We start from the raw sequence: 26,148 nt of genomic DNA on the forward strand, positions 1-26,148 counted from the left end.
TATGCGAGGATGAGAATCGTGTGTCCGCGGGCGGCTGCTGCGCGGATGAAGAGAGGAGTCCCTCGAGATGAAGCTGAGTGTCTTCGGCTGCGGTTACCTGGGTGCGGTGCACGCCGCGGCGATGGCCTCACTGGGTCATGACGTGATCGGTGTCGACCCCGATGCGGCGAAGATCGCGAAGCTGTCCGCGGGACAGACGCCCTTCTTCGAGCCCGGCCTCCCCGAGATCCTGAGCGACGCCATCGCCTCCGGTCGCCTGCGCTTCACGACCGACCCGGCCGCCGCGGCCGACGCCGACGTGCACTTCATCGGGGTCGGCACCCCGCAGCGCAAGGACAGCGCCGGGGCCGACATGACCTACGTCAACCAGGCGATCGCCGACCTGCTTCCGCACCTGAAGCCCGGGTCGCTGGTGGTGGGCAAGTCCACCGTCCCCGTCGGCACCGCCGCACGGCTGGCGGAGCTGGTGAACCCCACCGGGGCACGGCTCGCATGGAACCCCGAGTTCCTGCGGGAGGGGTTCGCGGTGAAGGACACCATCGAACCCGACCGCCTCGTCTACGGCGTCGCCGACGAGACGAAGGATGAGGACACCGCGATCCTGGACGAGGTGTACGCCACGGCACTGTCCACCGGCACTCCCCGCATCGTCACCGGCTACGCCACCGCCGAGCTTGTGAAGGTCGCGGCGAACTCGTTCCTCGCCACGAAGATCAGCTTCATCAACGCGATGGCGGAGATCGCCGAGGTCACCGGCGCCGACGTCACCCAGCTCGCCGACGCGATCGGACACGACGCCCGCATCGGCCGCCGCTTCCTCAACGCCGGCGTCGGGTTCGGCGGCGGCTGCCTTCCCAAGGACATCCGCGCCTTCACCGCCCGCGCCGAGGAGCTCGGCAAGGGCGAATCGGTGGCATTCCTGAAGCAGGTCGACGAGATCAACCTGCGCCGCCGCCAGCGCATCGTCGACCTCGTCGTCGACTCCTTCGAGGGCCGCCCCTTCGGGCACCGCGTCGCCGTGCTGGGCCTGGCATTCAAGCCCGACTCCGACGACATCCGCGACTCCCCCGCCCTCGACGTCGCCGTGCGCCTCAAGGGCCTGGGAGCCGAGGTGATCTCCCACGACCCCGAGGCGATGGACAACGCCCGCCGCATGCACCCGCAGCTGACCTACGCCGACACCGCCGAGCAGGCCCTCGCCGGCGCCGAGGCCGTCGTCGTCGTCACCGAATGGCGCGAATACCGCGACCTCGACCCCGCCGCCACCGCCGCCCTCGTCGACCGCCCCGTCGTCTTCGACGGCCGCAACGTCCTCGACCCCACCGCCTGGCGCACCGCAGGCTGGACCTACACCGGCATGGGCCGCTGAGGCGGACGTGAACTCCCGCGTCGCGATCGTCGTCCGCACCAAGGACCGCCCGCTCTTCCTCCGACGAGCTCTCGGCAGCATCGCGGCGCAGACGCTGGTCGACTGGCAGTGCGTGATCGTCAACGACGGGGGTGACCCGTCGGCGGTCGACGCCGCGATCGAGGCGCTCGACGAGGCGCACCGCGGCAAGATCCGCGCAATTCACCATGAGCAGCCGCGAGGCCGATGGGTGAGCGCGAACGCGGGCGTGCTCGCGACGACCGCTCCCCTGCTCGTGCTTCACGACGACGACGACACCTGGCACCCCGACTTCCTTGCGCGTGCGGTCGCCTACCTCGACCGGCTTCCCGAGCGCGTGGGGGTCGTGTCCCGCATCGAGATCAGGTGGGAGGAGCTGCGGGACGGGACGTACGAGACCGTCTCACGCGAGACCTTCCAGCCCGACCTCCCGGTGCCGACGCTTGCCGACACGCTGCTGTTCAACCGGTTCGTGCCGATCGGCTTCGTGTACCGGCGCGCGCTTCACGCGGAGTTCGGCCTGTACGACGAGCGCCTGCCCGTCATCGGCGACTGGAACTTCAACCTCCGCGTCCTGGCGAAGCACCCGCTCGACTACCTCGACGACGCGGTGCCGTACGCGTACTGGCATCAGCGCGTGGGCGACACCGGCGACGCCGGCAACAGCGTCATCGCCGCCCGCGGTGACCACGCGAAATACGACGCGCTCATCCGCGATGAGGAGCTGCGTCGGCACGTCGAGGAGCACGGCCTCGGGCTCGTGCTCTACCTGACGAAGTTCATCGACCGGCGCTTCGTCGAGGTCGAGAACGGCATCCGCGGCGAACTGCGGCAGACGAGCCCGCTCTCCTCGCGCCTCGTGCCGCGCCTGCGGCGTCTGCTGCGCCGCTGAGCGCTCAGTGCGGCGTGGAGCGGATCGTCTCCACGGCTTCCTGGATCGGCCCGTCGTAGATCTTGCGTCCCTTGTGGATCACGATGCCGCGGTCGCACAGTCGCCGGACGGTGTTCATGTCGTGGCTCACCACGAGCATCGTGACGCCGCGGGCGGTGAGGTCCTCGATCTTCTGATAGCACTTCTCGCGGAAGGGAGCGTCGCCGACGGAGAGCACCTCGTCGACGAGGAGCACGTCGAGGTCGACGTGGATCGCGACCGAGAACGCCAGGCGCATGAACATGCCCGACGAGTAGTGCTTGACCTCCTGATCGATGAAGTCGCCGATCTCGCTGAACGCCACGATGTCGTCGAAGCGCTCCTCGATCTCCTTCTGCTGCATGCCGAGGATCGCCGCGTTGAGGTAGACGTTCTCGCGCCCCGAGAGGTCGGGGTGGAAGCCGGCTCCGACCTCGATGAGCCCGGCGACGCGGCCTCGTGTGAAGACCCGTCCCGCATCGGGCTCGAGCACGCCGGACACGAGCTTCAGGGTGGTCGACTTGCCCGATCCGTTGAAGCCGAGCACGGCGACGGCCTCGCCCTCGCCGACCTCGAAGCTGACGTCATCGAGCGCGAGGAAGATGTCGCTGCGCACCTTCTGCCGCTTGAACCAGCCGACGAACGCCTCCTTGAAGGAGTGCGTGTTCCGCTTGAGGAACTCCTTGGTGACGTGATCGACGATGATCGTCGGTCGCGTCGCGGTGGCTGCTGCGAAGGTGTCGGACATGTCGGTGCGCCTCACAGATCCTGCGCGAACGAGCGCTCGAAACGACGGAAGACGAGTTGGCCGATCACGAGGAAGGCCGCGCAGAGCACGACGGCGCCGGCGGTGTACAGCTCGAAATGCGGGGCGAAGCCGTGGAAGCGCTCGTCGGGGATGGTCGGCTGCCAGAACGCGTAGTGGAAGTACTCGACCGCGATCGTGAGGGGGTTGACCATGTACACGTACAGCACCCACTCCGGCAGCTTCTCGGCGACCAGGGTCCACGTGTACAGCACGGGCGATGCCCAGGTCGCGAGCATGCGGAGGATCTCGACGAAGTTCTGCGCGTCGCGGAACCGCACGTTCAGCCCGGCGAAGAACAGGCCGAGCCCGAGGGACGTCGCACCCAGGATCAGCATCCCGAGCAGAGCGGCGCCCAGCGCGGCGAACGTGGGGATCCATCCGGTGAGAACGCACACGACCAGCAGGATGGCCAGCTGCGGCAGGAAGTGGACGAACGCGACCCACACGGCGGCGATCGGGAAGAGCTCGCGCGGCAGATAGATCTTCTTCACCAGGGCACGGTTGTCGACGATCGAGCTCGTCGCGTTGCCGAACGCCTCGTTGAAGAAGTTGACGGCCACGAAACCCGAGAACAGGTACACGGGGAAGTTCTCCAGACCCCGGTCCATGCCGAAGATGAAGCCCATCACCAGCCAGTACACGAGGAACTGGATGCCGGGCTTCACATACGACCAGGTCCACCCGAGCACGGAGTTGCGGTACCGGGTCGCGGTGCCCTTCCGGACGAGAAGCCGGAGGAGATATCGCCACCGCAGGACGTCGAGCAGGCCGCGGCCGCGTCCCGGGACGTCGAACTCCGAGAGATCAACCGTTGTCAATCGTGCGCCCCGCTCTTCCTTCGACCGGTCTGAGAAGACCGTCTTCGATCCTATACCTGGTCATCTGAGCCCCTCTCATGGGACTCAGAGGTCCGCGTGGACCTGCCACACGCGCTCGGCCGCTCCCGCCCAGGAGAACGCCCGCGACCTGTCCTTCGCCAGCACGCGAAGGCGCCCGGCATCTCCCGTGAGCGCGCCGTCGCTGAGCGCGTCCACCACGGCGTCCTCGAGCCCCGTCTCGGGGACCAGGATGCCGCCGTCCAGCACCACCTCACGGTGCACGTCCGAGTCGACGGCGACGACGGGCGTGCCGAGCGCCATCGCCTCGACGACCCGCCACGGCCACGCGCCGCGCGGCGAGGGGGCGATGAACGCGGCCGCGGTGTCGAGCACCGCGGCGCGGTCGCCGCGGTCGAGGCCGGCGAGCGCGTGCACCCGATCAGCGGCCACGCCGGAGGTCGCCGCGAGATCCACCACCGCCTGCTCCTCCCCCGCCGGCACGTCGATCACGACGACGTCGAAGGCCGTCGGCGCCGCAGCACGGAAGCCGGCCGCGAGGCCGTCCGAGGCCCCCGTCCCGCCTGCGAGCACGACGCAGGCCCGCGGCACGCCGAGATCGCGACGCCGCGCATCGGCATCGGAGGGCGCCCCGAAGCCGTCCGGCTGCGCGCCCGCGATCACGCGCACCCGTTCCCCCAGCCGCGCGTGCGACTCGAGCCGCTCCGCCATCGCGTGGGTCGGCACGACCACCGCGTCGGCGTGACGCACGGCGCGGCGCAGCATCCCCCGCTCCCACATGACGCTCGCCCGGGGAAGCTCGTCCGGCGCCTCCCAGGCGCGCAGATCCCACAGCGTCACGACCGTCTGGTCGTTGTCGTTGATGCGGTCGTGACGGATGAGCGGCGCCATCAGCGTCGGCGAGTGGATCATCCCGCCCCCGACGCCCGCGACGACGCCCAGCTGCCACGCGGCAGCGGTCTCGCGTCGGCCGCGCGGGAGCCTCCGCGTCTCGGCGACGCCCTGCACCGGGGCGAACTCGCCCTGGGGCACGATCGCCTCCACGGAGCAGCCGGCCGGCGTGGCCTCGACGAGTGCCGCCGCGAGCGATTGCGAGGCGAGGGCGAGGTCGGGATGGGTGGGCGCGACCAGCTGGTCGAGCACAACCCGGAGGCTCACCGTCATGTCTCGAAGCGTAGCCAGTGAGCCTCCGAGGACGCACGGCCCTCGCGGCGCGCTACTCCGTCGGCTCCGGCGTGGGCGCCGGCGGGTGGAGGGCGTCGGCGACCATCTGCCGGATCACCACGAAGTCGGGGGCCTCGGGGTCGACAAGCGGTGGGATCAGCTCGATCGTGGTGACCGGCTGCTCCTTGGCCTTGAGCCCGAGCTCGACGAAGTACGACAGCATCGACTGGGGCAGATCGGTCTCCACGAGGTCGGTCCCGGCGTTCGCGACCTCCTGGAAGCGCGTCAGCACCGTGGTGGGCGTGAACTGCGCGAGGATCGCCTGCTGCAGCTGGCGCTGGCGCTGCATCCGGTCCCAGTCGCTCGTCGTGTACCGCGAGCGGGCGTACCACTGTGCGGTGTCGCCGTCCATGCGCTGCACGCCGGGCTCGATCCAGCCGATCGCCCACTCCTCGGCGGGCTGCCCCTCCCAGGCGGGGCCGCCGCCCTTGGGCAGCCGCTCGGTCACCTCGATCTCGACGCCGCCGAGCGCGTCGATCAGGTCGGCGAAGCCGTGCATGTCGATGAAGACGTAGTACGGGATCTCGATGCCGAGGATCCCCTCGGCGGCGGCCTTCGTCGCCTCCACGCCCGGCGAGGAGCCCTGCGAGTCGGCGTCGGGATAGAGCCCCTCGCCCTTGTCGTCGCGGCAGTTCTCCGCCGCGTTGCGCAGCTGGTTGATGCCGCCGTCCCAGCCGCACTCCGGGTCGCCGTGTCCCTCGAAGCCGTCCGGGTAGAGGTCCTGCATCGGCCCGGGGCTGAACGGGAAGTCGCGGATGTCGCGCGGGATGCCGGTGATCGTGGTGGCGCCGGTGTCGGCGTTGATCGAGACGACCGAGATGCTGTCGAACCGCATGGAGTCACGGCCGTCGCCGCTGTCGGCGCCGAGAAGCAGGATGTTGTAGTACCCGTCGCTCGGCTCCACCGGCGCGGCGCTCTGACCGAAGATCGACCCGAGCGCGTCGCGCGCCGCTCCGACGGAGCTGGCTGCGTACGCCGCGGTGCCGCCCGAGACGACCATCAGCAGGATCGACAGCACGGCGATCCCGTAGCGCGCGGGGGTGCGGGTCTTCACGAGCCGCACGAGCCGGAGGGTGTCGATCCCGAGGACCATCCAGAGCACGCCGTAGCCGGCGATCGCGATCTGGACGACCGTGAGCAGGATGGGCCCGACGATCGGGGCGAAGAGCACGGACGTCACGCCCGACCGCCAGAGCATCAGACCGAGGCCGAGCAGGATGGCCGCCGTCCAGGAGAACAGGGTCGCGGCGAGGCCGAATCGACCGAGGCGCCGGCTGCCGGCGAGCACCTGGGCGGAGCCGGGGATCAGCCATCCGAGGATCACGAGCCACCAGCCGCGGCGCGTCATCGCGTCGGGCGCGGCGGAATCGGGGTGGCGCATGGGGCGCTGCTCGATCAGCGCCCGCCCGTGCGGCGAGCGCCGATCGCGGGCGGCCGCGTACGACCCCGCGCCCACTGCCGTCACAGAGCGTCCCTCGACGCGGCCCGCCCGATCACAGCGATTCCTTCAGGCGGGTGTTCTTCTCCTCCACCTGACGCTCGAGCTCGCGGGCGTAGTCCTCGATCCGGTCCGCGATGCCGGGATCGGCGGCGCCGAGGATGCGCGCCGCCAGCAGGCCCGCGTTGCGCGCACCGTTGATCGACACGGTCGCGACCGGGATGCCGGCCGGCATCTGCACGATCGACAGCAGCGAGTCGAGCCCATCGAGGGTCGACAGCTGCACGGGGACGCCGATGACCGGCAGCGCCGTCATCGACGCGAGCATGCCGGGAAGGTGCGCGGCGCCGCCGGCACCGGCGATGATCGCGCGCAGCCCGCGACCCCGTGCTTCCCGCGCGTAGCGCATGAGCTTGTCGGGCGTGCGGTGGGCAGAGACGACCTCCGCCTCGTGCGGGATCCCGAACTCGGTGAGAGCGGCGGAGGCGTCGGCCATCACGCGCCAGTCGGAGTCGGATCCCATGACCACGCCGATCAGGGGGGCGTCGGAGGAGTTCAGCACGCGTTACAGGGTAGGCGGGCAGCCTGGAGTTTCCCGGATGCGACCCGGAACCGGCATCTGATTCCCCCGGCCTCGGCCGTGCTGGCCGAGCAGGAAGGGACCGCGCGAACGATCAGGATCGCGAGCAAGCCCCCCACCTGCAAGCGAAGCGCAAGATCCGGATCACGAGCAAGCCCACCTGCGAGCGCAGCGAGCGTGCCCCGGATGGGGCCCCGCAGCGCGCAGCGCTGCCCGCCACGGAGCGAAGCGACGCGGTGTCCCTCGCCGAGCGGCATCCGCGAAGCGGGTGCCCGAGCGCGTGGGACGCGCGAGCGAAGCGAGCTACAAGACCGCGCGCGAGCGCAGCGAGCTATCAGGAACGGAAGAAGCCGGCCGCGGCCCGCGCCTCGTACACGGCGTCCTCGAGGTCGTCGCCGACGGCGTTGACGTGGCCGACCTTTCGTCCCGGGCGGGGATCCTTGCCGTAGGTGTGGATCTTGGCTGTGGGGTGCTCGGCCATCGCCACCGCGAAGCGGTCGGTCAGGCCACCCTCGGCCGGGCCACCGAGGATGTTCACCATCACCGCCCAGTCGGCGAGCGGATCGGTCGCCCCGAGCGGCAGGTCGAGCACGGCGCGCAGGTGCTGCTCGAACTGGCTCGTGACGGCGCCGTCCTGCGTCCAGTGGCCGCTGTTGTGCGGCCGCATCGCGAGCTCGTTGACGAGGATGCGCTCATCCGCGGTCTCGAACAGCTCGACCGCGAGCATGCCGGTGACGCCGAGGCCCTCGGCGATCGTGACGCCGAGGCGCGCCGCGACCTCCATGAGCCGCTCGCTCGCCCGCGGCGCCGGGGCGATGACCTCCGCGCAGACGCCGTCGCGCTGGACGGTCTCGGCGACGGGATAGGCGACGACCTGCCCCGAGGGGCGCCGCGCCACCTGCTGGGCGAGCTCGCGCGTGAAGGGAACGAGCTCTTCCGCGAGCAGCGGCCCGTCGGACGCGGCGAACCACTCGGCGACGTCGGCCGGGTCGGACACCACCCGCACGCCCTTGCCGTCGTACCCGCCACGGGGGGTCTTCACGACCGCGCGGCCGCCGTGGTCGTCGAGGAAGGAGCGCAGGTCGGCCTCGTCGGCGACCGCCGCCCAGTCGGGCTGGGGCGCGCCGAGCTCGGCGAGGCGGCTGCGCATGACGAGCTTGTCCTGCGCGAACTGCAGCGCCTCCGGACCGGGGTGCACGGCGACGCCGGCGTCGACGAGCGCACGCAGCACCGGCTGGGGCACATGCTCGTGGTCGAAGGTGATGACATCCACGTCGCGCGCGAACGCGAGCACCGTCTCCGCGTCGCGGTAGTCGCCCACCGCGGTGGCCGCGAGCGAGGCGGCCATGGCCTCGCCCTCCGCCAGGACCCGCAGTTCGACGCCGAGTTCGACCGCGGGGGCGATCATCATCCGTGCGAGCTGTCCGCCGCCGACCACGCCGACCGTTTTCGTCATGCGGCCATTCTCTCAGAGCGTCCGCGGGCGCTCGCGACCCCCGGGGAGGCCCCGGCCCTACGACGGCGTCGGGATCCCCTGGCTGTCGCGGTGCGCGAGGATCTGGTTCAGCTCCACCTGATCGGCGAGCACCTCGCTCACGAGCAGCGGGTGCGCCACGTCGCGCAGCTCGATCCGCCCCTCCATGCCGTCCGAGAGGGTGAGCGTGCCGGTGCCGCGCATACGTTGCGAGGCGCTGCGACGCGTGGCGACCGTGTAGCCCCGCGCGTGCGAGAGCTCGGACCGCGAGCGCGACAGCAGGCCGTGGCGGCTGATCACGCGGCGGGTGGTGATCGTGTAGCTGCGCGAGAGCCACACGAGGTACGGCAGGATGACGCCCGCCACGACGAGCACGACGGCGGCCGCGATCAGCATCCAGTCCGCGAACGGCGCGGGGAGATTTCCGTAGAAGAACCCGGTGGCTCCGGCGACCGCGATCAGCAGCAGCGCAGACCAGACAAGACCACCCGCGTGATCGCGCATCGTCGCGATCGTCATCTCGGGCGCGCGCGTCCCCGGCGGCGGCGTCGCGAGGCGCGCGGCGGGGGTCGGCTGGCTCATGGCTCCATTGTGCCCAGGGCGTCGGACATCCTGGGCCCCTGACACGCAGGCGGGGTCGAGGCCGCCGGTCAGCGCACGTGCACGACGTCGCCCGCCGAGACGGCCGTGCCCGCGACGACGAGGCGTCCGTCGAGGTCGATGTCGGTCGCGGCGCCACGCAGGGCCGATCCGTCCGGAAGCGACACGGTGACCTCCCGCCCGAGCGTGAGGCACAGCGCCGTCACGGCGTCGCGCACTGCCTCGCGACCCTCACGAAGGGAGGCGAGCAGCCGGTCGAGCTCGGTGAGGTACGTGGCGATCAGGGCGTCCTCGTCGCAGGTGGCACCGAGCGCGGCGAACGACGTCGCGGTCGGCACGGGCAGATCACCCGGGCTCATCGCGGTGTTGATGCCCGAGCCGATCACGACCGTCTCGAGGCCCGCGGTGCCCTCCGCGAGGATCCCGCAGATCTTCCTGCCGTCGACGAGCACGTCGTTCGGCCATTTCAGCCCGGTGTCATGCCCGGGAAGCTGGGCGCGGACCGCGGTCGCCATCGCCGCGCCCGCCGCCAGCGGGATCCACCCGCGCGCGGCCGGCGGCACATCCGGCACGCGCACCAGCACCGACACCGCGAGCGATGAACCGGCGGGCGCCTGCCACACCCGGTCCCGTCGGCCCCGTCCCGCCCGCTGATCCCGTGTGAGCAGCACCGTCAGGTGCGGCAGCTCCGGATCGGCACCCGCCGCGGCGACCAGATCGGCGTTCGTCGATCCGGTCGCATCCACCTGCCGCCACTGGCCGGCGATGCGCCGCGCCCGCTCGAACTCCATCCCCGAAGCCTACGGCGGGGACGTCGCCCTGCCCTGACCCGCGGGCCGCGCGGGCCGGGTGTCGGATGGCGACACGCGACACAGGATCCGCGCGGTCGTTGTGCATGGCCGCCAACGTGGCCGTCAGGCCCGTCGATAGGGTTGAACGCGTGACCGAACCGACTGCGCCCACCGACAACGCGTCCGCCGAAGCCGCGTCCGAGAACGTGTCGACGACCGCCGGCCGGATCGCCGATCTCCGCGCCCGCTACAACGAGGCCGTCGTCGCGTCCGAGGAGAAGGCCCGCGAGAAGCAGCACGCAAAGGGCAAGCTCACCGCCCGCGAGCGCATCGAGCTGCTCGTCGATCCCGGCAGCTTCGTCGAGTTCGACGAGTACGTGCGCCACCGCACGACGGCGTTCGGCATGGACAGGTCCCGTCCGTACGGCGACTCGGTCGTCACCGGCGTCGGCACCATCCACGGCCGCACCGTCGCCGTCTACGCCCAGGACTTCACGACCTTCGGCGGATCGCTCGGCGAGGTCGCCGGCGACAAGATCATCAAGGTCATGGAGTTCGCCCTTCGCGGCGGCATGCCGATCATCGGCATCCTCGACTCGGGCGGGGCGCGCATCCAGGAGGGCGTCATCGCCCTCGGCAAGTACGGCGAGATCTTCCGCCTGAACACCCAGGCCTCCGGCGTCATCCCGCAGATCTCGATCATCATGGGCCCGGCCGCGGGCGGCGCCGTGTACTCCCCCGCCCTGACCGACTTCGTGATCATGGTCGACAAGACCAGCCAGATGTTCGTGACCGGTCCGGATGTCATCAAGACCGTCACCGGCGAGGACGTCGGCATGGAGGAGCTCGGCGGCGCCTACACGCACAACACCCGCTCGGGCGTCGCGCACTATCTCGCCGAGGACGAGGACGACGCGCTCGACTACGCGCGCACCCTTCTCGGCTACCTGCCCGACAACAACATGGCCGAGCTTCCCGTGTACGAGGCCGACTTCGAGTCGGAGACGACGGATCCGGATCGCACGCTCGACACGATCGTCCCCGACTCCCCGAACCAGCCCTACGACATCCACGAGGTCATCTCGCACGTCGTCGACCGCGGCGACTTCCTCGAGGTGCAGCCGCTGTTCGCCCCGAACATCGTCGTCGGCTTCGGTCGCGTCGAGGGCCGCACGGTCGGCGTGATCGCGAACCAGCCGTCGCAGATGGCGGGCACGCTCAACATCGAGGCCGGCGAGAAGGCCGCCCGCTTCGTGCGCTTCTGCGATGCGTTCTCCGTGCCGATCGTGACCCTCGTCGACGTGCCCGGCTACCTCCCCGGCACCGACCAGGAGTGGACGGGCGTCATTCGCCGCGGCGCGAAGCTGCTGTACGCGTACGCCGAGGCCACCGTGCCGCTCGTCACCGTCATCCTGCGTAAGGCCTACGGCGGCGCGTACATCGTGATGGGCTCGAAGCAGCTCGGCGCCGACATCAACCTCGCGTGGCCGACCGCCGAGATCGCCGTCATGGGCGGCCAGGGCGCGGTGAACATCCTCTACCGCGGCGAGCTCAAGCGTGCCGAGGAGGCCGGCGAGGACGTCGCCGCCGTGCGCACCCGCCTCGCCAACGAGTACACGTACAACGTCGCTTCGCCGTTCCTCGCCGCCGAGCGCGGAGAGCTCGACGGGATCATCGAGCCCTCGGCCACCCGGGTGGCGATCGCCAAGGCCCTGCGCTCGCTGCGGGGCAAGCGGGCCGAGCTGCCGCCGAAGAAGCACGGGAACATCCCGCTGTGACCCCCGGCGACCAGATCGATCCCCCGCGCGTCGAGGTGGTGCGCGGCATGCCGACCGACGACGAGCTCGCGGCGCTCCTCGCCGTCGTCGGCGAGGAGTACACGCGCGAGGCAGAGGAGGCGGTCGCGGACGACAGCCGCCCCTCTGCCTGGCAACAGACCCAGCGCGCGCTGCGCCAGCCGCTGCGGCCCGGGATCCCCTGGGGCCGGTTCTCGGGCTGAGCCCCGGATCCTCGAGATCACAAGGTTCGACGGGCGGTTGAAAGTGTCCCCCAAAGTACCTACAGACGCCGAGGTTGCATCCCGCGGATACTTGGTGTGGAAACGCTTAGCGTTGGCCGACCACCGTCCCAGGGTAGACGGATGTGACTGCGGCCCATAGCGGACGGTTTTCGGGTAACCGTTCCGCGACCGGTGGGGGTGGCATAGCCACCCCCACCTCTCTTTTTAGACCAGGCTCGCACGCGTTCTCTTTAGAAGAGGCTCGCACGCTCGCGCCGACGCTCCGCGCCGGCACTCGTGAGCGAGGCACCGTCGCTGGCGCTCCGTTGCGGCAGCGCTTCGCGCTGCGTTGGTCGCTTCGCTCCACGCTCACTTCGTTCGCACCGGGCACAGGCCCCTATACCCACCGCCCGGTTATCCGTACGGACCGCCCGGTTATCTGTACCCACCGCCCGGTTATCGAGCGAGCGGAGCGAGTCGAGATGACCGACTCGCACATGTCGGTCGCTTCGGCTCGCAGGCTCGCTCAGCAACCGGTGGGGGTAAACGTGCGGCGTGTGCACCTCATCGCGCCCTGTTCGGTGCGCTCGCCGCACCTTTGCGTGCACTCACCCCGGTTATCGAGCGAGCGGAGCGAGTCGAGATGACCGACTCGCACATGTCGGTCGCTTCGGCTCGCAAGCTCGCTCAGCAACCGGTGGGGGTAAACGTGCGGCGTGTGCACCTCATCGCGCGCTGTTCTGTGCGTTTGCCGCACCTTTGCACTCCCACCCCGGTTATCGAGCGAGCTTGCGAGTCGAGATGACCGACTCGCACAGGTCGGTCGCTTCGGCTCGCTGCGTTCTTTTGAGAAGCGGCTCGCACGCGCTCGGGCGACGCTCCGCGCCGCCACTCGGCGAGCGAGGCACCGTCGCTGACGCTCCGCTGCGGCAGCGCTTCGCGCTGCGTTGGTCGCTTCGCTCCACGCTCACTTCGTTCGCACAGGGGCACAGGTCCGTTGCCCAACCCCGGTTATCGAGCGAGCTTGCGAGTCGAGATGACCTACTCGCAGCGGGGGCGGGGCGTCAGCGGGGGACGCCGGGGCGCGGGACCTCGCGCCAGAGCTGCACGTCGTCCTCGTCCGTCAGGCCGTCGCCGCCCGGCGACCGGCCGACGATCGTGATCGCCACCTCCGGGTCGGGGGCCGTGCGGATGATGATGCGCGCGGCATCCGTGCGGCGCAGTGTATCGGCGAGCTCGTGGCGCACCGTATCGAGGTCCTCGGCGTCGATGTCGTCGAGGCCGCCCTCGTCGAACACGGTCACGGTGGCGCCGCGCAGGCGCAGCGCGCTGATCGCGTCCCGCACGTCGTCATCCAGCAAGCGCGCGCCGCGCAGCTCGTCGCGCAGGCTGCCCTCGGCAAGGCGCGCGGTCGTGCGCTCCTCGTCGGTGAGGGCGCCGTCCGCCGCGATCACACGGGACAGGATCGGCCCGGCGACGGCAAGCGCGTACTGCACGCGCCGCCGCCGCTCCATCCGGCGCACCGCCTGGCTCGCCTGCCACGCCGAGGTCGCCTGCTGCAGGGCCGCGAGGCGCGCGGTGTCGCGGTAGGCGCGATCCGTGAAGACCAGCAGCAGCTGCGCCAGCGCCACCCACACCGCAGAGCCGACGAGTCCGAGCGACATCGCGGAGACAAGGCCGATGGCGAGCGACGACTCCACCGTCAGGATGACGACGCCGATCCAGGCGTGAATCGGCCGGTGACGCGCGCAGACGATGGTGAGGACGGCACCGACCGCGCCGAGGTACCACGTGGCGTGCGACGCGGTGCGTCCGTCCGGAGGCGTGTAGGCGGTCACGATCAGCGGCAGGGCGGTGGTGCCGACGAGCACCACCGCTGCCGTCCAGCGCGGCAGTACGCTCCCCGCCCGATCCCGCGCCGACGCGTCGGCCGCCGGCTCGCCGGCCGCATGCGGCTCCTCGACGAACAGAGCGATGAACGTCAGCGCGAGGTACAGGGAGACGGCGACGATCGGGCCCACCAGCCCGCCGTCCGGACGGAGGAGACCCCGGACGGCGAAGTACGCGGTCAGCGCGAGCGCGATGACATCGAAGACGCGGCGGACGCTCCTCATGCTCGCTTCTCCCCCGCCCACGTCAGCGCCACGACGGTGCCGCGCGCGCCGGATTCGATCGACGCCTCGCCGCCCACCGCGGCCATGCGCGCGAAGATCGACGCGCGGATGCCGAGCCGATCCGCGGGGATGGCCGCCACGTCGACGCCGGGGCCCGTGTCGGACACCTCGACGCGCACGCCGCTCCCGTGGCGCGACACCACGACGCGCAGGCCCGCTCCCTCGGCGTGCTGGACCGCGTTAGCGATCGCCTGCGTCGCGGCGAGCACCACGGCGCGCGCGACACGGCCGGGGACGACGGCCGTCGCGTCCTCGAGGTCGGCGCGCTCGGCCTCGAGCGAGACGCCGAGCTCCTCGGCCGAGTGCTCGATGCCGGCGGCGACCCAGCTTCGCGGCACCGGCTCGTCGCTTCCCTCCGGGTCATCCGACTCCGCGTTCGCGAGGCGGGTCAGCGCCTCGCGCGCCATTGACACCGCAAGCTGCCGCTCACGGTCGCTGTGGGCGCGTTCCGCCGCGATCAGCGCGGCGAGCACGCTGTCGTGCATCAGCGCCGCGACGGCGATGCGCTCCTGCTCGCCCGCATCGGCGGACGCCGCGGCCGCGTAGGACAACACTGCCTGCACGCGGGCCGCATCCACTCCGGCGGCGACTCCCCGCAGCACCCACCCGACCGTCACGAAGACGAGCCCGAGGATCAGGGCGACCGAGATGTCGTAGCCGACCCCGACCCAGAACTCCGGCGCGAAGCCGCCGCGGACGAGCCGCACCACGGCGTAGAGGACAGCCGTGCCGATCGCCCACACGTACTGCCACGGCAGCGGGAAGGCGACCATCGCGCCGACGACAGCGAGGTTGATCAGGTAGAAGGTCCAGGGCTGCACCCCCGGATCGGGGGCCGTGCCGGCCGTCACGGCCGGCCATGCCAGAAGCCCAAGCGGATAGAGGACCGCGAACACCCCGGAGGCGAGCCGCGCCCCGCGACCGAGCAGGCAGCAGGCGGTCATGACCGCGAGACTCAGGAACAGCACCGCATGGAGCACCGCGTGCGGCACCCCGATGTCGTAGATGTCCCACGACAGGACGAATCCCTGGCCGCCGATGGCGAGGCATCCGACCGCCACCGTGATCTGGATGATCCGCTCCATCCGCGTGGACGTGTAGCGGCCTGCCGTCTCGACGGTGCGGCCGGCGGGCGGCAGCGTGCCCCATGCCGCGTCGATGACGCCCTGGGGGGATGTCACCGGGTCATTCCCCCGCCGACCCGTCGACGATGCCGTCCTCCATCGCGCGGCGCAGCAGATCCACCTTGGTCGGCGCGGGCCGGCCGACCTCGATGTACTTCATGCGCACGCGCGTGATGTTCTCCTTGGCGGTGGAGTACGCGACACCGAGGCGGTCGGCGACGATCTTCAGCGGAAGGCCGGCGGCGTAGAGCCGCAGCACCTCGCGCTCGCGGGTCGACAGCTGCGCGTCGGCGAAGGCGCGGTCGCCCTCGACGGCGCTCGCCCACTCGACGTTGTTGAGCGGCTCGCCGCGCGCCGCGGTGCGCACGGCCCCGAGCACGTCGTCGAGCGGGGATGCCTTGCTGACGACGCCGACGGCTCCCGCCGCGAGCGCCTCGCGCACGGCCGCCGGGCGGTCGGCGACGGAGTGGATGATGACCGCCGACTCGCCGGCGAGGGCGACGACGTTCTCGGTGACGGTGGTGCCGTCGCCGAGCGTCAGGTCGAGCAGCACCACGTCGGCGGGCGGCGCGGCCACGCTCAGTCGCCACGCGCGGTACTCGGCAACGCTCGCTCCCGCGAACACGACGTCCTCGCCGTCGCGCTGGAGGGCGGCGACGAGTCCGAGGCGAACGGACTCGTGGTCGTCGATGAGGGCCACACGGGTCATGGCGAGAGCCTATCTGCCACCCGGCCCGCCTCCCGCTCGGCCGACTGCGCGCCGGCCGCGACGAGCGCCACCGCGCGATCCCATCCGATGAGGGCGGCGCCGATGGCCATCACCGCCAGCATCATCGGCAGCAGCGACACGACGACCCCGAACCAGTCGTCGCCGTTCGGCTGCATGAAGGGATACGGCACCCGGTTCGTCACCGCGGGGAACCAGATCGCCCGAAGGATCGTCAGCACGCCGTAGGCGACGGGGAACAGCGGCCACCACAGCAGGTCGCGCCAGGTGGTCTTTCCGCGCGGGCCGAACGCCAGCCAGTCGATCAGGATCCCGGCCGGCATCACGTAGTGCGCGATCAGGAGCGCGATTCCCTGCAGCGACTCCGCGGGATCCGGCACGAAGACCTCGTCGAACGGGTTCGCCCCGTGCGCGAGCATCGAATGGGCGATGAGCGCGATGAAGAGCATCCAGGTCGCGATCGCCCCGCGCAGGCGCGGGGCGGGCAGATCCGGAGACCGGCGCACCCACATCGTCCAGACGCCGACGACGAGGTACCCGAGCAGGATCGCGTTCGTGATCGTCGTCAGGTACGAGACCGAGTGGGATCCGACCATGAAGCCGAACACCGAGATGGCGACGAGCAGCCCGCGGAACCAGAACTGGGGGGCCGCAAGAAGACGTCTCACGGCCTGATGATAGCCGCGGGACGGCGTCAGCGCTGAAGGATGGCGACGGCCTCGACGTGGTGGGAGTTCGGGAACAGGTCGTAGGCCTGGATGCTCTGCAGCTCGTACCCCGAGGCGCGGAAGTAGCCCACGTCGCGGGCGAGGGCGACCGGATCGCACGCGACGTACGCGACGCGCGAGGAGCCGAGGTCGGCGATCCCCTCGACGACCTCGCGGCCCGCTCCGGAGCGGGGCGGATCGAGAAGCGTGACGCCGCGCGTGAGCATCTCGCGATCGAACAGGCTCGCCTGGTTCGACACGCGCGACAGGAACCGGTCGACGCGCGCCGTGACGGCCTCCGCGCCGAACTCCTCGAGGTTGCGCTCGGCGTGCGCCGTCGCGCGCGGCTCCGACTCGACCGTCGTGATCCTCGCGCTTCCGGCGAGGTCGCCGAGGGCGGCGGCGAACAGGCCGACGCCGCCATAGAGGTCGAGGTGCCAGGCGTCGCTGGAGAGTTCGCCGAGGGCGTCGCGGACCGCGCGGTCGAGCGTCGCCGCCGCGGCGCGGTGCACCTGCCAGAAGGCGCCGGCATCCACCTGGAACTCGCGGTCGCCGACGCGCTCGGTGACGACCTCGGGCACGACGCGCTCGGGCTTGGGGGCGAAGCGGCGCCGGCGGTCGCCGGTGCGGGCCGCGCGGCGGATGGTGCGGACCGCGCCGTCCGCCGGCTGCACGAGGTCGATCCGACCCTCGGGCGCCTTGCGCACGGCGAGCGCGACGGCCTCGATCTCGGGCGTCGCAAGCGGATACGCGTCGACGGGGATCACGGTGTGGCTGCGCGCGGCGTACGGGCCGATGCGGCCCTCGGCGTCGACGTGGAGGCTGACGCGGGTGCGGTAGTGCGTGCCGTCGGCGGTGCCTCGGACCGTCGGGTGGTCGCCGCCCAGCAGGTCCTCGGGGCCCCGCACCTCGACGTCGATCTCGGTTCCCGCGAAGCGCTCGAACGCCTCGCGCAGCACCTGGGCCTTGAGCGCCCGCTGACGCGGCAGGGAGATGTGCCCGAAGTCGGCACCGCCCGGACGCGCCTCGGGGGCCGTCGAGATGTCGGCCTGCGCCCACACGTGGGGGCGGCGATCTGGCGACGCGTCGAGGACCTCGAGGGCCTCCGCGCGCGCGAACGACTTCTTCACCTCGGTGATCCGCGCCCGGATCCGCTCGCCGGGAAGGGCGTCGGGGACGAAGACCACGAGACCTTCCTCGCGCGCGACGAACACTCCCCCGTGGGCGACCCCGGTCACGTCCAGGTCGACGACATCCCCGCTCTGCATCCGTCCATCCTCTCAGCCCGCGCCTGACCGAACCCCTCGAACCCTCCTGAGAGGATGACGTCATGCAGGTCTGCCTCGCCTCGACGTCCCCCGCCCGCCTGATGCTGCTGCGGCAGGCCGGCATCGAGCCGGTCGCCCTGGCGCCGGCGGTCGACGAGGAGGCGGTGATCGCCGAGACCGAGGCCCGGGAGGAGCGCATCCTGCCGCCCGCCGAGCACGTGCTGCTGCTTGCGCGCCTCAAGGCGGCGGATGTCGCGCGGCGCGTGCGCGAGGAGCACCCCGGATTCGAGGGCGTCGTGATCGGCGGCGACTCGATGTTCGAGCTCGACGGCACCGTCTACGGCAAGCCCTACACCCCCGAGGCGGCGACCGAGCGGTGGACCGGGATGCGGGGGCGCACGGGCGTCCTTCACTCGGGTCACAGCGTGTTCCTCGTGACCGGCGACGACGAGCCGGTGGAGGCGCACGCGGTCGCCGAGGCCGCCGTGACGTTCGCCGCCGACGTCGACGACGCCGAGATCGCCGCCTACGTCGCGACCGGAGAGCCGCTTCACGTGGCGGGGGCCTTCACGGTCGACAGCGTCGGCGGCGCCTTCATCGAGCGCGTCGAGGGCGACCCGTCGACCGTGGTGGGCATGTCGCTGTCGACGGTCCGCCGCCTCGTGCGCGAGCTGGGCGTCGCCTGGCCCACCCTCTGGAACCGTCCGGCGTAGCGCGGATGCGGGAGGCGTGACGGCGCCAGCACCTGCCAGCGAAGCGAGCGCGCCGCGGACGCGGCAGGCGCGACAACGCCAGCACCCACCCCGTGCGAGCGAAGCGAGCGTGCCGCGGATGCGGCCCGCAGCGCGAAGCGCTGCCCTCACGCCTTCGATGGAGCGAAGCGACAGCGTCCGCAGACGCGAGCGGCATCCGCGAAGCGGGTGCCCGAGCGGATGCGGCAGGCGTGAGCAACCAGTGGACCGCCCCACACGTTATGGCGGTTTTCTTGTCGAGCGGCGTCAAATGCCGCGGCACGCCCGTGGGTAGGCTCGAATCCATGCCTTCCATCGCCAAGGTGCTCATCGCGAACCGCGGCGAGATCGCCGTACGCATCGTCCGCGCGGCGCGCGACTCGGGGATCTCGTCTGTCGCCGTCTACGCCGACCCGGATCGCGATGCGCTTCACGCACGTCTCGCCGACGAGGCCTACGCCCTCGACGGCGCCACCAGCGCCGACACGTACCTGCAGATCGACAAGATCCTCTCGGTCGCCCGCCGCTCCGGCGCCGACGCCGTGCACCCCGGCTACGGCTTCCTCGCCGAGAACGCCGAGTTCGCGCGCGCCGTCATCGGCGCGGGACTGATCTGGATCGGCCCGTCGCCCGAGGCGATCGAGGCCCTCGGCGACAAGGTGACCGCGCGTCACGTCGCCGAGAAGGTCGGCGCCCCGCTCGCCCCCGGCACGCCGGGCCCGGTCGAGACCGCCGACGAAGTCGTCGCCTTCGCCCGCGAGGTGGGTCTTCCCATCGCGATCAAGGCCGCCTACGGCGGCGGCGGGCGCGGCCTGAAGGTGGCCCGCACGATCGACGAGGTGCCCGAGCAGTTCGAGTCGGCGACGCGCGAGGCGATCGCGGCGTTCGGTCGCGGCGAGTGCTTCGTCGAGAAGTACCTCGACAAGCCGCGCCACGTCGAGACGCAGTGTCTCGCGGATGCCGCCGGCAACGTGGTCGTGATCTCGACGCGCGACTGCTCGCTGCAGCGCCGCCACCAGAAGCTCGTCGAGGAGGCGCCCGCGCCGTTCCTCACGGACGAGCAGAACGCCACGCTCTACGAGGCGTCCAAGGCGATCCTGCGCGAGGTCGGCTACGTCGGCGCCGGAACCTGCGAGTTCCTCATCGGCGCCGACGGCACCATCTCGTTCCTCGAGGTCAACACGCGGCTGCAGGTCGAGCACCCCGTCTCCGAGGAGGTCACGGGCATCGACCTGGTGCGCGAGCAGTTCCGCATCGCCGCGGGCGGGCTGATCGACTACGACGACCCCGCGCCGACGGGCCACTCGATCGAGTTCCGCATCAACGGCGAGGACCCGGGTCGCGGGTTCCTCCCCCAGCCCGGCCCGATCCACGTCTTCAAGACCTTCGGCGGCCCCGGCATCCGTCTCGACTCCGGCGTCACCGCCGGCGACGTCGTGGGCGGTGCGTTCGACTCGCTGCTGGCGAAGATCATCGTCACGGGACGCGACCGCGCGGAGGCGATCGAGCGCTCCCGCCGAGCCCTCGACGAGTTCGAGGTCGCCGGGCTTCCGACCGTGCTGCCCTTCCACCGCAAGGTCGTGCGCGATCCCGCCTTCACGGCCGAGGACGGCACGTTCGGGGTCTTCACCCGCTGGATCGAGACCGAGTTCGTCAACGACATCCCCGCCTGGGATGGCGAGCTCGAGGCCGCCAAGCCCGCCGAGACGCGCCACACGGTCGTCGTCGAGGTCGCGGGAAAGCGCCTGGAGGTCTCGCTTCCCGACCGCATCGCCCAGGCCCCGGGCACGCAGGGACGCCCGGCGATCGTGCCGCCCTCGCGTCGCAGCCACGCCTCGGCCGCCGTGTCGAGCGGGGCGTCCGGCGACGCCGTGAAGTCGCCCATGCAGGCGACGATCGTGAAGGTCGCCGTCGAGGAGGGCCAGTCGGTCGTCAAGGGCGACCTGGTGGTCGTGCTCGAGGCGATGAAGATGGAGCAGCCGCTCCAGGCCCACAAGGACGGCGTGGTCCGCGCGATCGACGCGACTCCCGGTGCGACGGTGTCGGCCGGCCACCAGCTGCTGCAGATCAGCTGACGAGGACGCAGAAGAGGCCCGGATCCACTCGGATCCGGGCCTCTCTCACGTCTGCACGACGGGCGCGCGGCCGGGTCAGCGGCGGGAGCCCGCGGAGTCCTCGAAGACGAACGTGAGCTCGATCTCCGGATCGATCCCCGTCACGATCCGGCGATAGAAGCTCTCGGTCTGCTCCCGCAGCAGCGCCTCGTTGTCGGCGACGTACTGCGCCTTCACGTCGTCGCTCAGGATGCCGCGGACCATCTCGAGCTCGTCGATCTCGGGCGTGATCCAGCTGAGGGCGCCGTTGCGCTCCGTGATCAGCTCGAAGTGCTCGTCGTCGTGCCCGATGAAGACGAACTCCGGCACCGTGATCCGGTACTCGCCCTCGCCGGTCTCGTCGATGCGGACGTCCCCTCCCTCGATCCCGAGCTTGGCGCTGAACGAGTACTGCACGAACGTGGCGCGCTCGCTGCCGGGGATGTCGACGCCGAGGAACGTCGTCCTGTCCGTCTTCTCGTCGATCCCCTCGATCCCGAGGCTCAGCAGCACGACCTGCTCCTCGCGGGAGACGGCGGTGAGCACCTGCGCGTTGCGCTCCTCGGACTCATTGCCGAACAGCGCGATCTCGGGGATGACCTTCATCGCGCCGAGCAGCGCGAGCGACCCGAGGACGGCGAGGAACACCACGACGGCGCCGAGCACCCACCGCAGCACCCGCTGGGGCGCAGTCGACCCGGCCGGAGGATCCGTCGTCTCGGTCATGAGCGCCGCCTCCGGAGTCGTGTCAGGACTGGACGTGGTGCATGGCGCGGGCCGCATCCGTGATGGATCCGGACAGCGACGGGTAGGCCGCGAACGCCCGGGCGAGCTGGTCGACGGTGAGGCGCCGCTCGACCGCGAGGGACAGGGGGAAGATCAGCTCGGACGCCTTGGGCGCCACGATCACGCCGCCGATGACGGTGCCCGACCCGGTGCGCGCGAAGAGCTTCACGAAGCCGTCCTTGACGCCCATCATCTTCGCGCGCGCGTTGGACGACAGCGGGAGGGTGTGCACCTCGCCGTCGACGACGCGCTCCTCGATCTGCTTCTCGGTCCAGCCGACCGTCGCGATCTCGGGGTTGGTGAAGATGTTCGACGCGATCTTGCGCTCCTCGAGCGGGATCGCCGTGTCGCCCATCGCGTGGAAGACGGCGGTGCGCCCCTGCATCGACGCGACGGAGGCGAGCGGCAGCAGCGTGGTGCAGTCGCCCGCGGCGTAGATGTTCGGCACCGAGGTGCGACTGACCTTGTTGACCCGGATGTGGCCGGACTCGGTCATCTGCACACCGGCCTCCTCGAGGCCGATGCCCGCCGTGTTGGGCACAGCGCCGACGGCCATGAGGCAGTGCGAGCCCTCGATCGTGCGGCCGTCCGAGAGCGTGACGACGACGCCCTCGCCGGTGTTCTCGACCTTGTCGGCGCGAGCCTTGGCGAGGAGCGTCATGCCGCCGCGCTTGAAGACCTTCTCGAGCACCTTGGCGGCGTCGGCGTCCTCACCGGGCAGCACCTGGTCGCGGCTCGAGACCAGCGTGACCTTCGCACCGAGGTTCATGTAGGCCGAGGCGAACTCGGCGCCGGTCACGCCCGAGCCGACCACGATCAGGTGCTCGGGGACGGCCGTGAGGTTGTACAGCTGCTTCCACGTCAGGATGCGGTCGCCGTCCGGGCGCGCCGCGGGCAGCTCGCGGGGCGTCGCCCCGGTGGAGATGACGATCGTGTCGGCCTCGATGCGGTCGAAGTCGGTGCCGTCCTGGCCCGTCGAGACGACGACCGCGTCCTCGCCCTCGAGCCGGCCATGACCGGCGATGATCCGCACGCCCGCCTCGAGCAGGCTGCTGCGCATGTCCTCCGACTGCTGCCCGGCGAGCGCCAGAAGCCGCTTGTTGATCGCCAGCAGGTTGATCGCGATCTCGGGCTTGAGCGGTTTGCCGCTGTCGCCCTTGGCGTAGAACTGCACGCCGAGGTCGCCCGCCTCCGCGACCGCGAGCGCCGCGTCGGCCGTGGCGATCAGGGTCTTCGAGGGCACGACGTCGGTGATCACCGCCGAGCCGCCGATCCCGACGCGCTCGATGACGGTGACATCCGCCCCGAGCTGTGCGCCGGCGAGCGCCGCCTCATATCCGCCCGGGCCACCGCCGAGGATCGCGATCCGCTGCCTGCGTTCGAAGTCGAAGACCATGCCCCCATTCTTGTCCCCCGCGGGGCCCGCGTCGAACGGGCGCGGGTTCGGCGGCGCGAAGCGTCGCCCGAGCGGGTGCGAGCGGAAGAAAAGAACGGAACATCTATCGTGGATCCATGACCCAGGCACATCCGCTCGACGCTCCCGCCGATCCGTTCGAGGTCGCCACCGCGGCCGCCGCCGACATCGCCCGGCTGACCGGCGTCGACCGCCACGACATCGCCGTGACGCTCGGAAGCGGCTGGGGCAAGGCCGCCGAGCTCATCGGCGAGACGGTCGCGGAGATCCCCGCGACCGAGGTCACCGGGTTCTCGAAGCCCGCGCTCGCCGGCCACGTGGGAACGATCCGGTCGCTGCGCACCGAGGGCGGCAAGGCAGTGCTGGTGATCGGCGCCCGCACCCACTACTACGAGGGCCACGGCGTCCGCCGCGTCGTCCACAGCGTCCGCACGGCCGCCGCCGCCGGCGCGAAGACCATGGTGCTGACGAACGGCGCGGGCGGCATCAAGGAGCACTGGGCACCCGGCCAGCCGGTGCTGATCAGCGACCACCTCAACCTCACGGCCGACTCTCCGCTGGAGGGCGCCACCTTCATCGACCTGACCGACCTCTACTCGCGCCGCCTGCGCGACCTCGCGCGCGAGATCGACCCGAGCCTCGACGAGGGTGTCTACTGCCAGTTCCGCGGGCCGCACTACGAGACCCCCGCCGAGGTGCAGATGGCGAAGGCGATGGGCGGCCACATCGTCGGCATGTCGACCGCTCTCGAGGCGATCGCCGCCCGCCAGGCCGGCATGGAAGTGCTCGGCTTCTCGCTGATCACGAACCTCGCGGCCGGGATCTCGCCCGATCCGCTCAGTCACGAAGAGGTGATCGACGCCGGCCGTCAGGCCGAGCCGGTGATCTCCGACCTGCTCGCCCGCGTGATCGGACGACTCTGATGGGCGCGGCGATCCTGGATCGCGCCCGCGCCTGGCTCGCACAGGACCCCGACGAGCAGACCCGCACCGAGCTCGCCGCGCTGATCGAGCGCGTCGAGGCCGGCGACGAGGACGCGGCCGACGACCTCGCCGACCGCTTCGACGGCCGGCTGCAGTTCGGCACCGCGGGCCTTCGCGGGGCGCTCGGCGCCGGCAGCAACCGGATGAACCGCGTGCTCGTCGCGCAGGCCGCCGCGGGCTTCGCCGAGTTCCTGCGGACGCGCGACCCCGAGGCGACTCCGACGGTCGTCGTCGGCTACGACGGCCGCCGCAACTCCGACGTCTTCGCGCGCGACTCCGCCGAGCTGTTCGCCGGTGCCGGGCTGCGGGCCATCCTGCTCCCCCGTCGCCTGCCGACGCCCGTGCTCGCCTTCGCGGTGCGCCATTTCGGCGCCGACGCCGGCGTCATGGTGACCGCCAGCCACAACCCGCCGAACGACAACGGCTACAAGGTGTACCTCGGCGGCAGCGACGCCGGCTCCCAGATCGTCGCCCCGTCGGACGCCGACATCGCCGCCAGCATCCGTCGGGTCGCCGACGAGCAGTCGGTGAGCGACCTGCCGCGCTCGAGCGCGTACGAGATCGCCGACGAGGCCGTGATCGAGGCCTACGTCTCGGCCACCGCCGCCGTCGGGCCCGCGCCCGAGGGCGCCGCCGGCACGCGCTGGGTCTACACCGCGATGCACGGCGTCGGATGGGAGACCTTCTCGCGCGTGCTCGAGGAGGCGGGCTACCCCCAGCCGACGGTCGTGCCCGAGCAGATCGAGCCCGACGGCACCTTCCCGACCGTGGCGTTCCCGAACCCCGAGGAGCCGGGCGCCATGGACCTCGCGTTCGCGACCGCGGCGGCCTCGGGCGCGGAGTTCGTGCTCGCGCAGGATCCGGATGCCGACCGCCTCGCGGTCGCCATCCCCGCTGAGAGCGGCTGGCGTCGTCTCACCGGCAACGAGGTGGGCCTGCTGCTCGGCCGCCGCGCCGCCCGTGCCGCCGCCGGGACGCCGGATGCGTCGCTCGCGTGCTCGCTCGTGTCGTCGCCGGGGCTCGGCGCGATCGCGGAGAAGTACGGACTCGGCTTCCACGAGACGCTCACGGGCTTCAAGTGGATCTCCCGCGCCCCCGGCCTCGTCTTCGGCTTCGAGGAGGCCCTCGGCTACCTCGTGAACCCCGAGACGGTGCGCGACAAGGACGGGATCTCCGCCTCGATCGCGTTCCTCGAGCTCGCGGCGGAGGCGCGCGGACGCGGCGCCACCATCGCCGACCTGCTCGACGAGCTGACGGCCGAGATCGGCTTCTACGCGAGCGGCCAGGTGTCGCTGCGCGTCGAGGACGTCTCGACGATCGCCACGATCATGGCCTCGCTGCGCGCCGAGCCGCCCGCGGCCTTCGGCGAGACCGCCGTCGAGCGTGCCGACGACCTGCTGCAGGACCCGGCGCGGCTCGGCGGCGACGTCCTGCGCTACGCGCTCGCGGACGGATCCCGCGTCATCGCCCGCCCGAGCGGCACGGAGCCGAAGCTGAAGGCGTACCTGGATGTGCGCGGCGAGTCGGCGGAGGACTCGGCCGCACGCCTCGTCGCCCTCGAGCAGGCGGTGCGGGAGCTGCTCGACCGGCTCTCCTGACCCCTTGGCCGCCGTCTGCCCGAGTCGTAGCATTCGAGCAGACGGACGGCCGCCCGGCGCCGCCCCCGAGGAGAGGAAACGCGCATGGGAATGATGATGGAGATGATGGAGTCGATGCCGAGCGCTCAGACGAGCGGCATGGACATGGGCATGATGCAGGAGTGCATCGAGGCGTGCTCGGCCGTGAGCATGACCGCCACGATGTGCGCCGACGCCGATGCCGGCGAGGACATGGCGCGATGCGCGGCGATGTGCGCGAACATGGCCGACGTGGCGACGACCATGATGCGCATGATGATGCGCCCGCAGGGCTACGACATGGGCGTCATGCAGGGGATGATGACCGCGTGCATGACCATGGGCGAGGCGTGCGCCGCCGAGTGCCGCATGCACGCCGAGATGGCCGAGCACTGCCGCATCTGCGCCATGGCCTGCGAGGCGATGGTCGAGACCTGCCGCAGGATGATGGGTTCGATGCAGATGGCCTGACGGCCGC

General features: G+C 71.3%; 24 protein-coding genes. 9 read left to right on the plus strand and 15 right to left on the minus strand.

All coding sequences use genetic code 11. The features are described 5' to 3' along the window. Window positions 1–67: 67 nt before the first annotated feature. Window positions 68–1,369: a UDP-glucose dehydrogenase family protein gene (locus ABD161_RS02185; RefSeq protein WP_343999282.1), complete on the plus strand. Its 1,302-nt coding sequence runs from the start codon at window positions 68–70 to the stop codon at window positions 1,367–1,369. A gap of 7 nt (window positions 1,370–1,376) precedes the next feature. Next, complete coding sequence (locus ABD161_RS02190; protein WP_343999284.1) at window positions 1,377–2,279, plus strand: glycosyltransferase family 2 protein; 903 nt, start codon at window positions 1,377–1,379, stop codon at window positions 2,277–2,279. 4 nt (window positions 2,280–2,283) lie between these two features. On the opposite strand, the gene ABD161_RS02195 is transcribed toward ABD161_RS02190, so the two are convergent. The 8 genes from ABD161_RS02195 to ABD161_RS02230 all read right to left on the minus strand — a co-directional run bounded on the left by ABD161_RS02195 (window position 2,284) and on the right by ABD161_RS02230 (window position 10,048). Beyond that, on the minus strand, window positions 2,284–3,045 hold the full coding sequence (locus ABD161_RS02195) for an ABC transporter ATP-binding protein (RefSeq protein ID WP_343999286.1): 762 nt from the start codon (window positions 3,043–3,045) through the stop codon (window positions 2,284–2,286). Between the two features lie 11 nt (window positions 3,046–3,056). Then, the gene (locus ABD161_RS02200) at window positions 3,057–3,923 is read right to left on the minus strand and encodes an ABC transporter permease (protein WP_194210334.1); all 867 of its coding nucleotides are present in this window, start codon (window positions 3,921–3,923) and stop codon (window positions 3,057–3,059) included. Window positions 3,924–4,007: 84 nt separating this feature from the next. After that, window positions 4,008–5,105, minus strand: a complete 1,098-nt coding sequence (locus ABD161_RS02205; RefSeq protein WP_343999290.1) for a glycosyltransferase — start codon at window positions 5,103–5,105, stop codon at window positions 4,008–4,010. Window positions 5,106–5,157: 52 nt separating this feature from the next. Continuing rightward, a complete protein-coding gene (locus ABD161_RS02210) occupies window positions 5,158–6,546 on the minus strand; it encodes an LCP family protein (RefSeq protein ID WP_135115183.1) in 1,389 nt (462 codons plus the stop codon). A 112-nt stretch (window positions 6,547–6,658) separates the two neighbouring features. Beyond that, window positions 6,659–7,126: a 5-(carboxyamino)imidazole ribonucleotide mutase gene (gene purE / locus ABD161_RS02215; protein WP_343999474.1), complete on the minus strand. Its 468-nt coding sequence runs from the start codon at window positions 7,124–7,126 to the stop codon at window positions 6,659–6,661. Between the two features lie 391 nt (window positions 7,127–7,517). Continuing rightward, on the minus strand, window positions 7,518–8,639 hold the full coding sequence (locus ABD161_RS02220) for a 5-(carboxyamino)imidazole ribonucleotide synthase (protein WP_343999292.1): 1,122 nt from the start codon (window positions 8,637–8,639) through the stop codon (window positions 7,518–7,520). A 57-nt stretch (window positions 8,640–8,696) separates the two neighbouring features. Continuing rightward, window positions 8,697–9,239: a PH domain-containing protein gene (locus tag ABD161_RS02225; RefSeq protein ID WP_343999294.1), complete on the minus strand. Its 543-nt coding sequence runs from the start codon at window positions 9,237–9,239 to the stop codon at window positions 8,697–8,699. A 68-nt stretch (window positions 9,240–9,307) separates the two neighbouring features. After that, window positions 9,308–10,048, minus strand: coding sequence for a biotin--[acetyl-CoA-carboxylase] ligase (locus ABD161_RS02230; protein WP_135115162.1), 741 nt, complete (start codon window positions 10,046–10,048; stop codon window positions 9,308–9,310). Window positions 10,049–10,197: 149 nt separating this feature from the next. Here ABD161_RS02230 and ABD161_RS02235 point away from each other — a divergent pair, with 149 nt between their 5' ends. Further along, the gene (locus ABD161_RS02235; protein WP_343999296.1) at window positions 10,198–11,826 is read left to right on the plus strand and encodes an acyl-CoA carboxylase subunit beta; all 1,629 of its coding nucleotides are present in this window, start codon (window positions 10,198–10,200) and stop codon (window positions 11,824–11,826) included. Beyond that, entirely contained in the window at window positions 11,823–12,047 is a 225-nt protein-coding gene (locus tag ABD161_RS02240) for an acyl-CoA carboxylase subunit epsilon (RefSeq protein ID WP_343999298.1), read from the plus strand. The genes ABD161_RS02235 and ABD161_RS02240 overlap by 4 nt, the downstream gene beginning before the upstream one ends. A gap of 1,064 nt (window positions 12,048–13,111) precedes the next feature. Here the strand turns inward: ABD161_RS02240 and ABD161_RS02245 are convergent. The 5 genes from ABD161_RS02245 to ABD161_RS02265 are packed head-to-tail and all read right to left on the minus strand — an operon-like array spanning window position 13,112 to window position 18,047. Beyond that, the gene (locus ABD161_RS02245) at window positions 13,112–14,161 is read right to left on the minus strand and encodes a hypothetical protein (protein WP_343999300.1); all 1,050 of its coding nucleotides are present in this window, start codon (window positions 14,159–14,161) and stop codon (window positions 13,112–13,114) included. Beyond that, a complete protein-coding gene (locus tag ABD161_RS02250) occupies window positions 14,158–15,402 on the minus strand; it encodes a sensor histidine kinase (protein ID WP_343999302.1) in 1,245 nt (414 codons plus the stop codon). The genes ABD161_RS02245 and ABD161_RS02250 overlap by 4 nt, the downstream gene beginning before the upstream one ends. A gap of 4 nt (window positions 15,403–15,406) precedes the next feature. Further along, window positions 15,407–16,054 carry a response regulator transcription factor gene (locus ABD161_RS02255; RefSeq protein WP_135115562.1) on the minus strand — a complete coding sequence of 216 codons (648 nt, stop codon included), beginning with the start codon at window positions 16,052–16,054 and terminating at the stop codon, window positions 15,407–15,409. Beyond that, window positions 16,051–16,740, minus strand: a complete 690-nt coding sequence (locus tag ABD161_RS02260) for a Pr6Pr family membrane protein (RefSeq protein ID WP_343999305.1) — start codon at window positions 16,738–16,740, stop codon at window positions 16,051–16,053. The genes ABD161_RS02255 and ABD161_RS02260 overlap by 4 nt, the downstream gene beginning before the upstream one ends. Window positions 16,741–16,766: 26 nt before the next feature. Then, window positions 16,767–18,047: a class I SAM-dependent RNA methyltransferase gene (locus ABD161_RS02265; protein WP_135115560.1), complete on the minus strand. Its 1,281-nt coding sequence runs from the start codon at window positions 18,045–18,047 to the stop codon at window positions 16,767–16,769. Window positions 18,048–18,109: 62 nt separating this feature from the next. On the opposite strand from ABD161_RS02265, the gene ABD161_RS02270 reads away from it, so the two are divergent. Both ABD161_RS02270 and ABD161_RS02275 read left to right on the plus strand, forming a co-directional pair. Beyond that, window positions 18,110–18,760: a Maf family protein gene (locus ABD161_RS02270; RefSeq protein WP_343999308.1), complete on the plus strand. Its 651-nt coding sequence runs from the start codon at window positions 18,110–18,112 to the stop codon at window positions 18,758–18,760. A gap of 323 nt (window positions 18,761–19,083) precedes the next feature. After that, a complete protein-coding gene (locus ABD161_RS02275) occupies window positions 19,084–20,853 on the plus strand; it encodes an acetyl/propionyl/methylcrotonyl-CoA carboxylase subunit alpha (protein ID WP_343999311.1) in 1,770 nt (589 codons plus the stop codon). A gap of 75 nt (window positions 20,854–20,928) precedes the next feature. Here the strand turns inward: ABD161_RS02275 and ABD161_RS02280 are convergent, their stop codons facing one another. Next, window positions 20,929–21,597, minus strand: coding sequence for a hypothetical protein (locus ABD161_RS02280; RefSeq protein ID WP_343999313.1), 669 nt, complete (start codon window positions 21,595–21,597; stop codon window positions 20,929–20,931). Window positions 21,598–21,619: 22 nt separating this feature from the next. Then, the gene (locus ABD161_RS02285) at window positions 21,620–23,053 is read right to left on the minus strand and encodes an NAD(P)H-quinone dehydrogenase (protein WP_135115557.1); all 1,434 of its coding nucleotides are present in this window, start codon (window positions 23,051–23,053) and stop codon (window positions 21,620–21,622) included. Between the two features lie 116 nt (window positions 23,054–23,169). Between ABD161_RS02285 and ABD161_RS02290 the strand changes: the two genes are divergently transcribed. The 3 genes from ABD161_RS02290 (at window position 23,170) to ABD161_RS02300 (ending at window position 26,141) form a co-directional block, all read left to right on the plus strand. Further along, window positions 23,170–23,994, plus strand: coding sequence for a purine-nucleoside phosphorylase (locus tag ABD161_RS02290; RefSeq protein WP_135115556.1), 825 nt, complete (start codon window positions 23,170–23,172; stop codon window positions 23,992–23,994). Next, window positions 23,994–25,652 carry a phospho-sugar mutase gene (locus ABD161_RS02295; protein WP_343999337.1) on the plus strand — a complete coding sequence of 553 codons (1,659 nt, stop codon included), beginning with the start codon at window positions 23,994–23,996 and terminating at the stop codon, window positions 25,650–25,652. The genes ABD161_RS02290 and ABD161_RS02295 overlap by 1 nt, the downstream gene beginning before the upstream one ends. An 84-nt stretch (window positions 25,653–25,736) precedes the next feature. Then, entirely contained in the window at window positions 25,737–26,141 is a 405-nt protein-coding gene (locus ABD161_RS02300; RefSeq protein WP_343999338.1) for a four-helix bundle copper-binding protein, read from the plus strand. The last annotated feature ends 7 nt before the right edge of the window (window positions 26,142–26,148 follow it).

The organism is Microbacterium paludicola (assembly GCF_039529675.1).
GTDB classification, from domain to species: domain Bacteria; phylum Actinomycetota; class Actinomycetes; order Actinomycetales; family Microbacteriaceae; genus Microbacterium; species Microbacterium paludicola.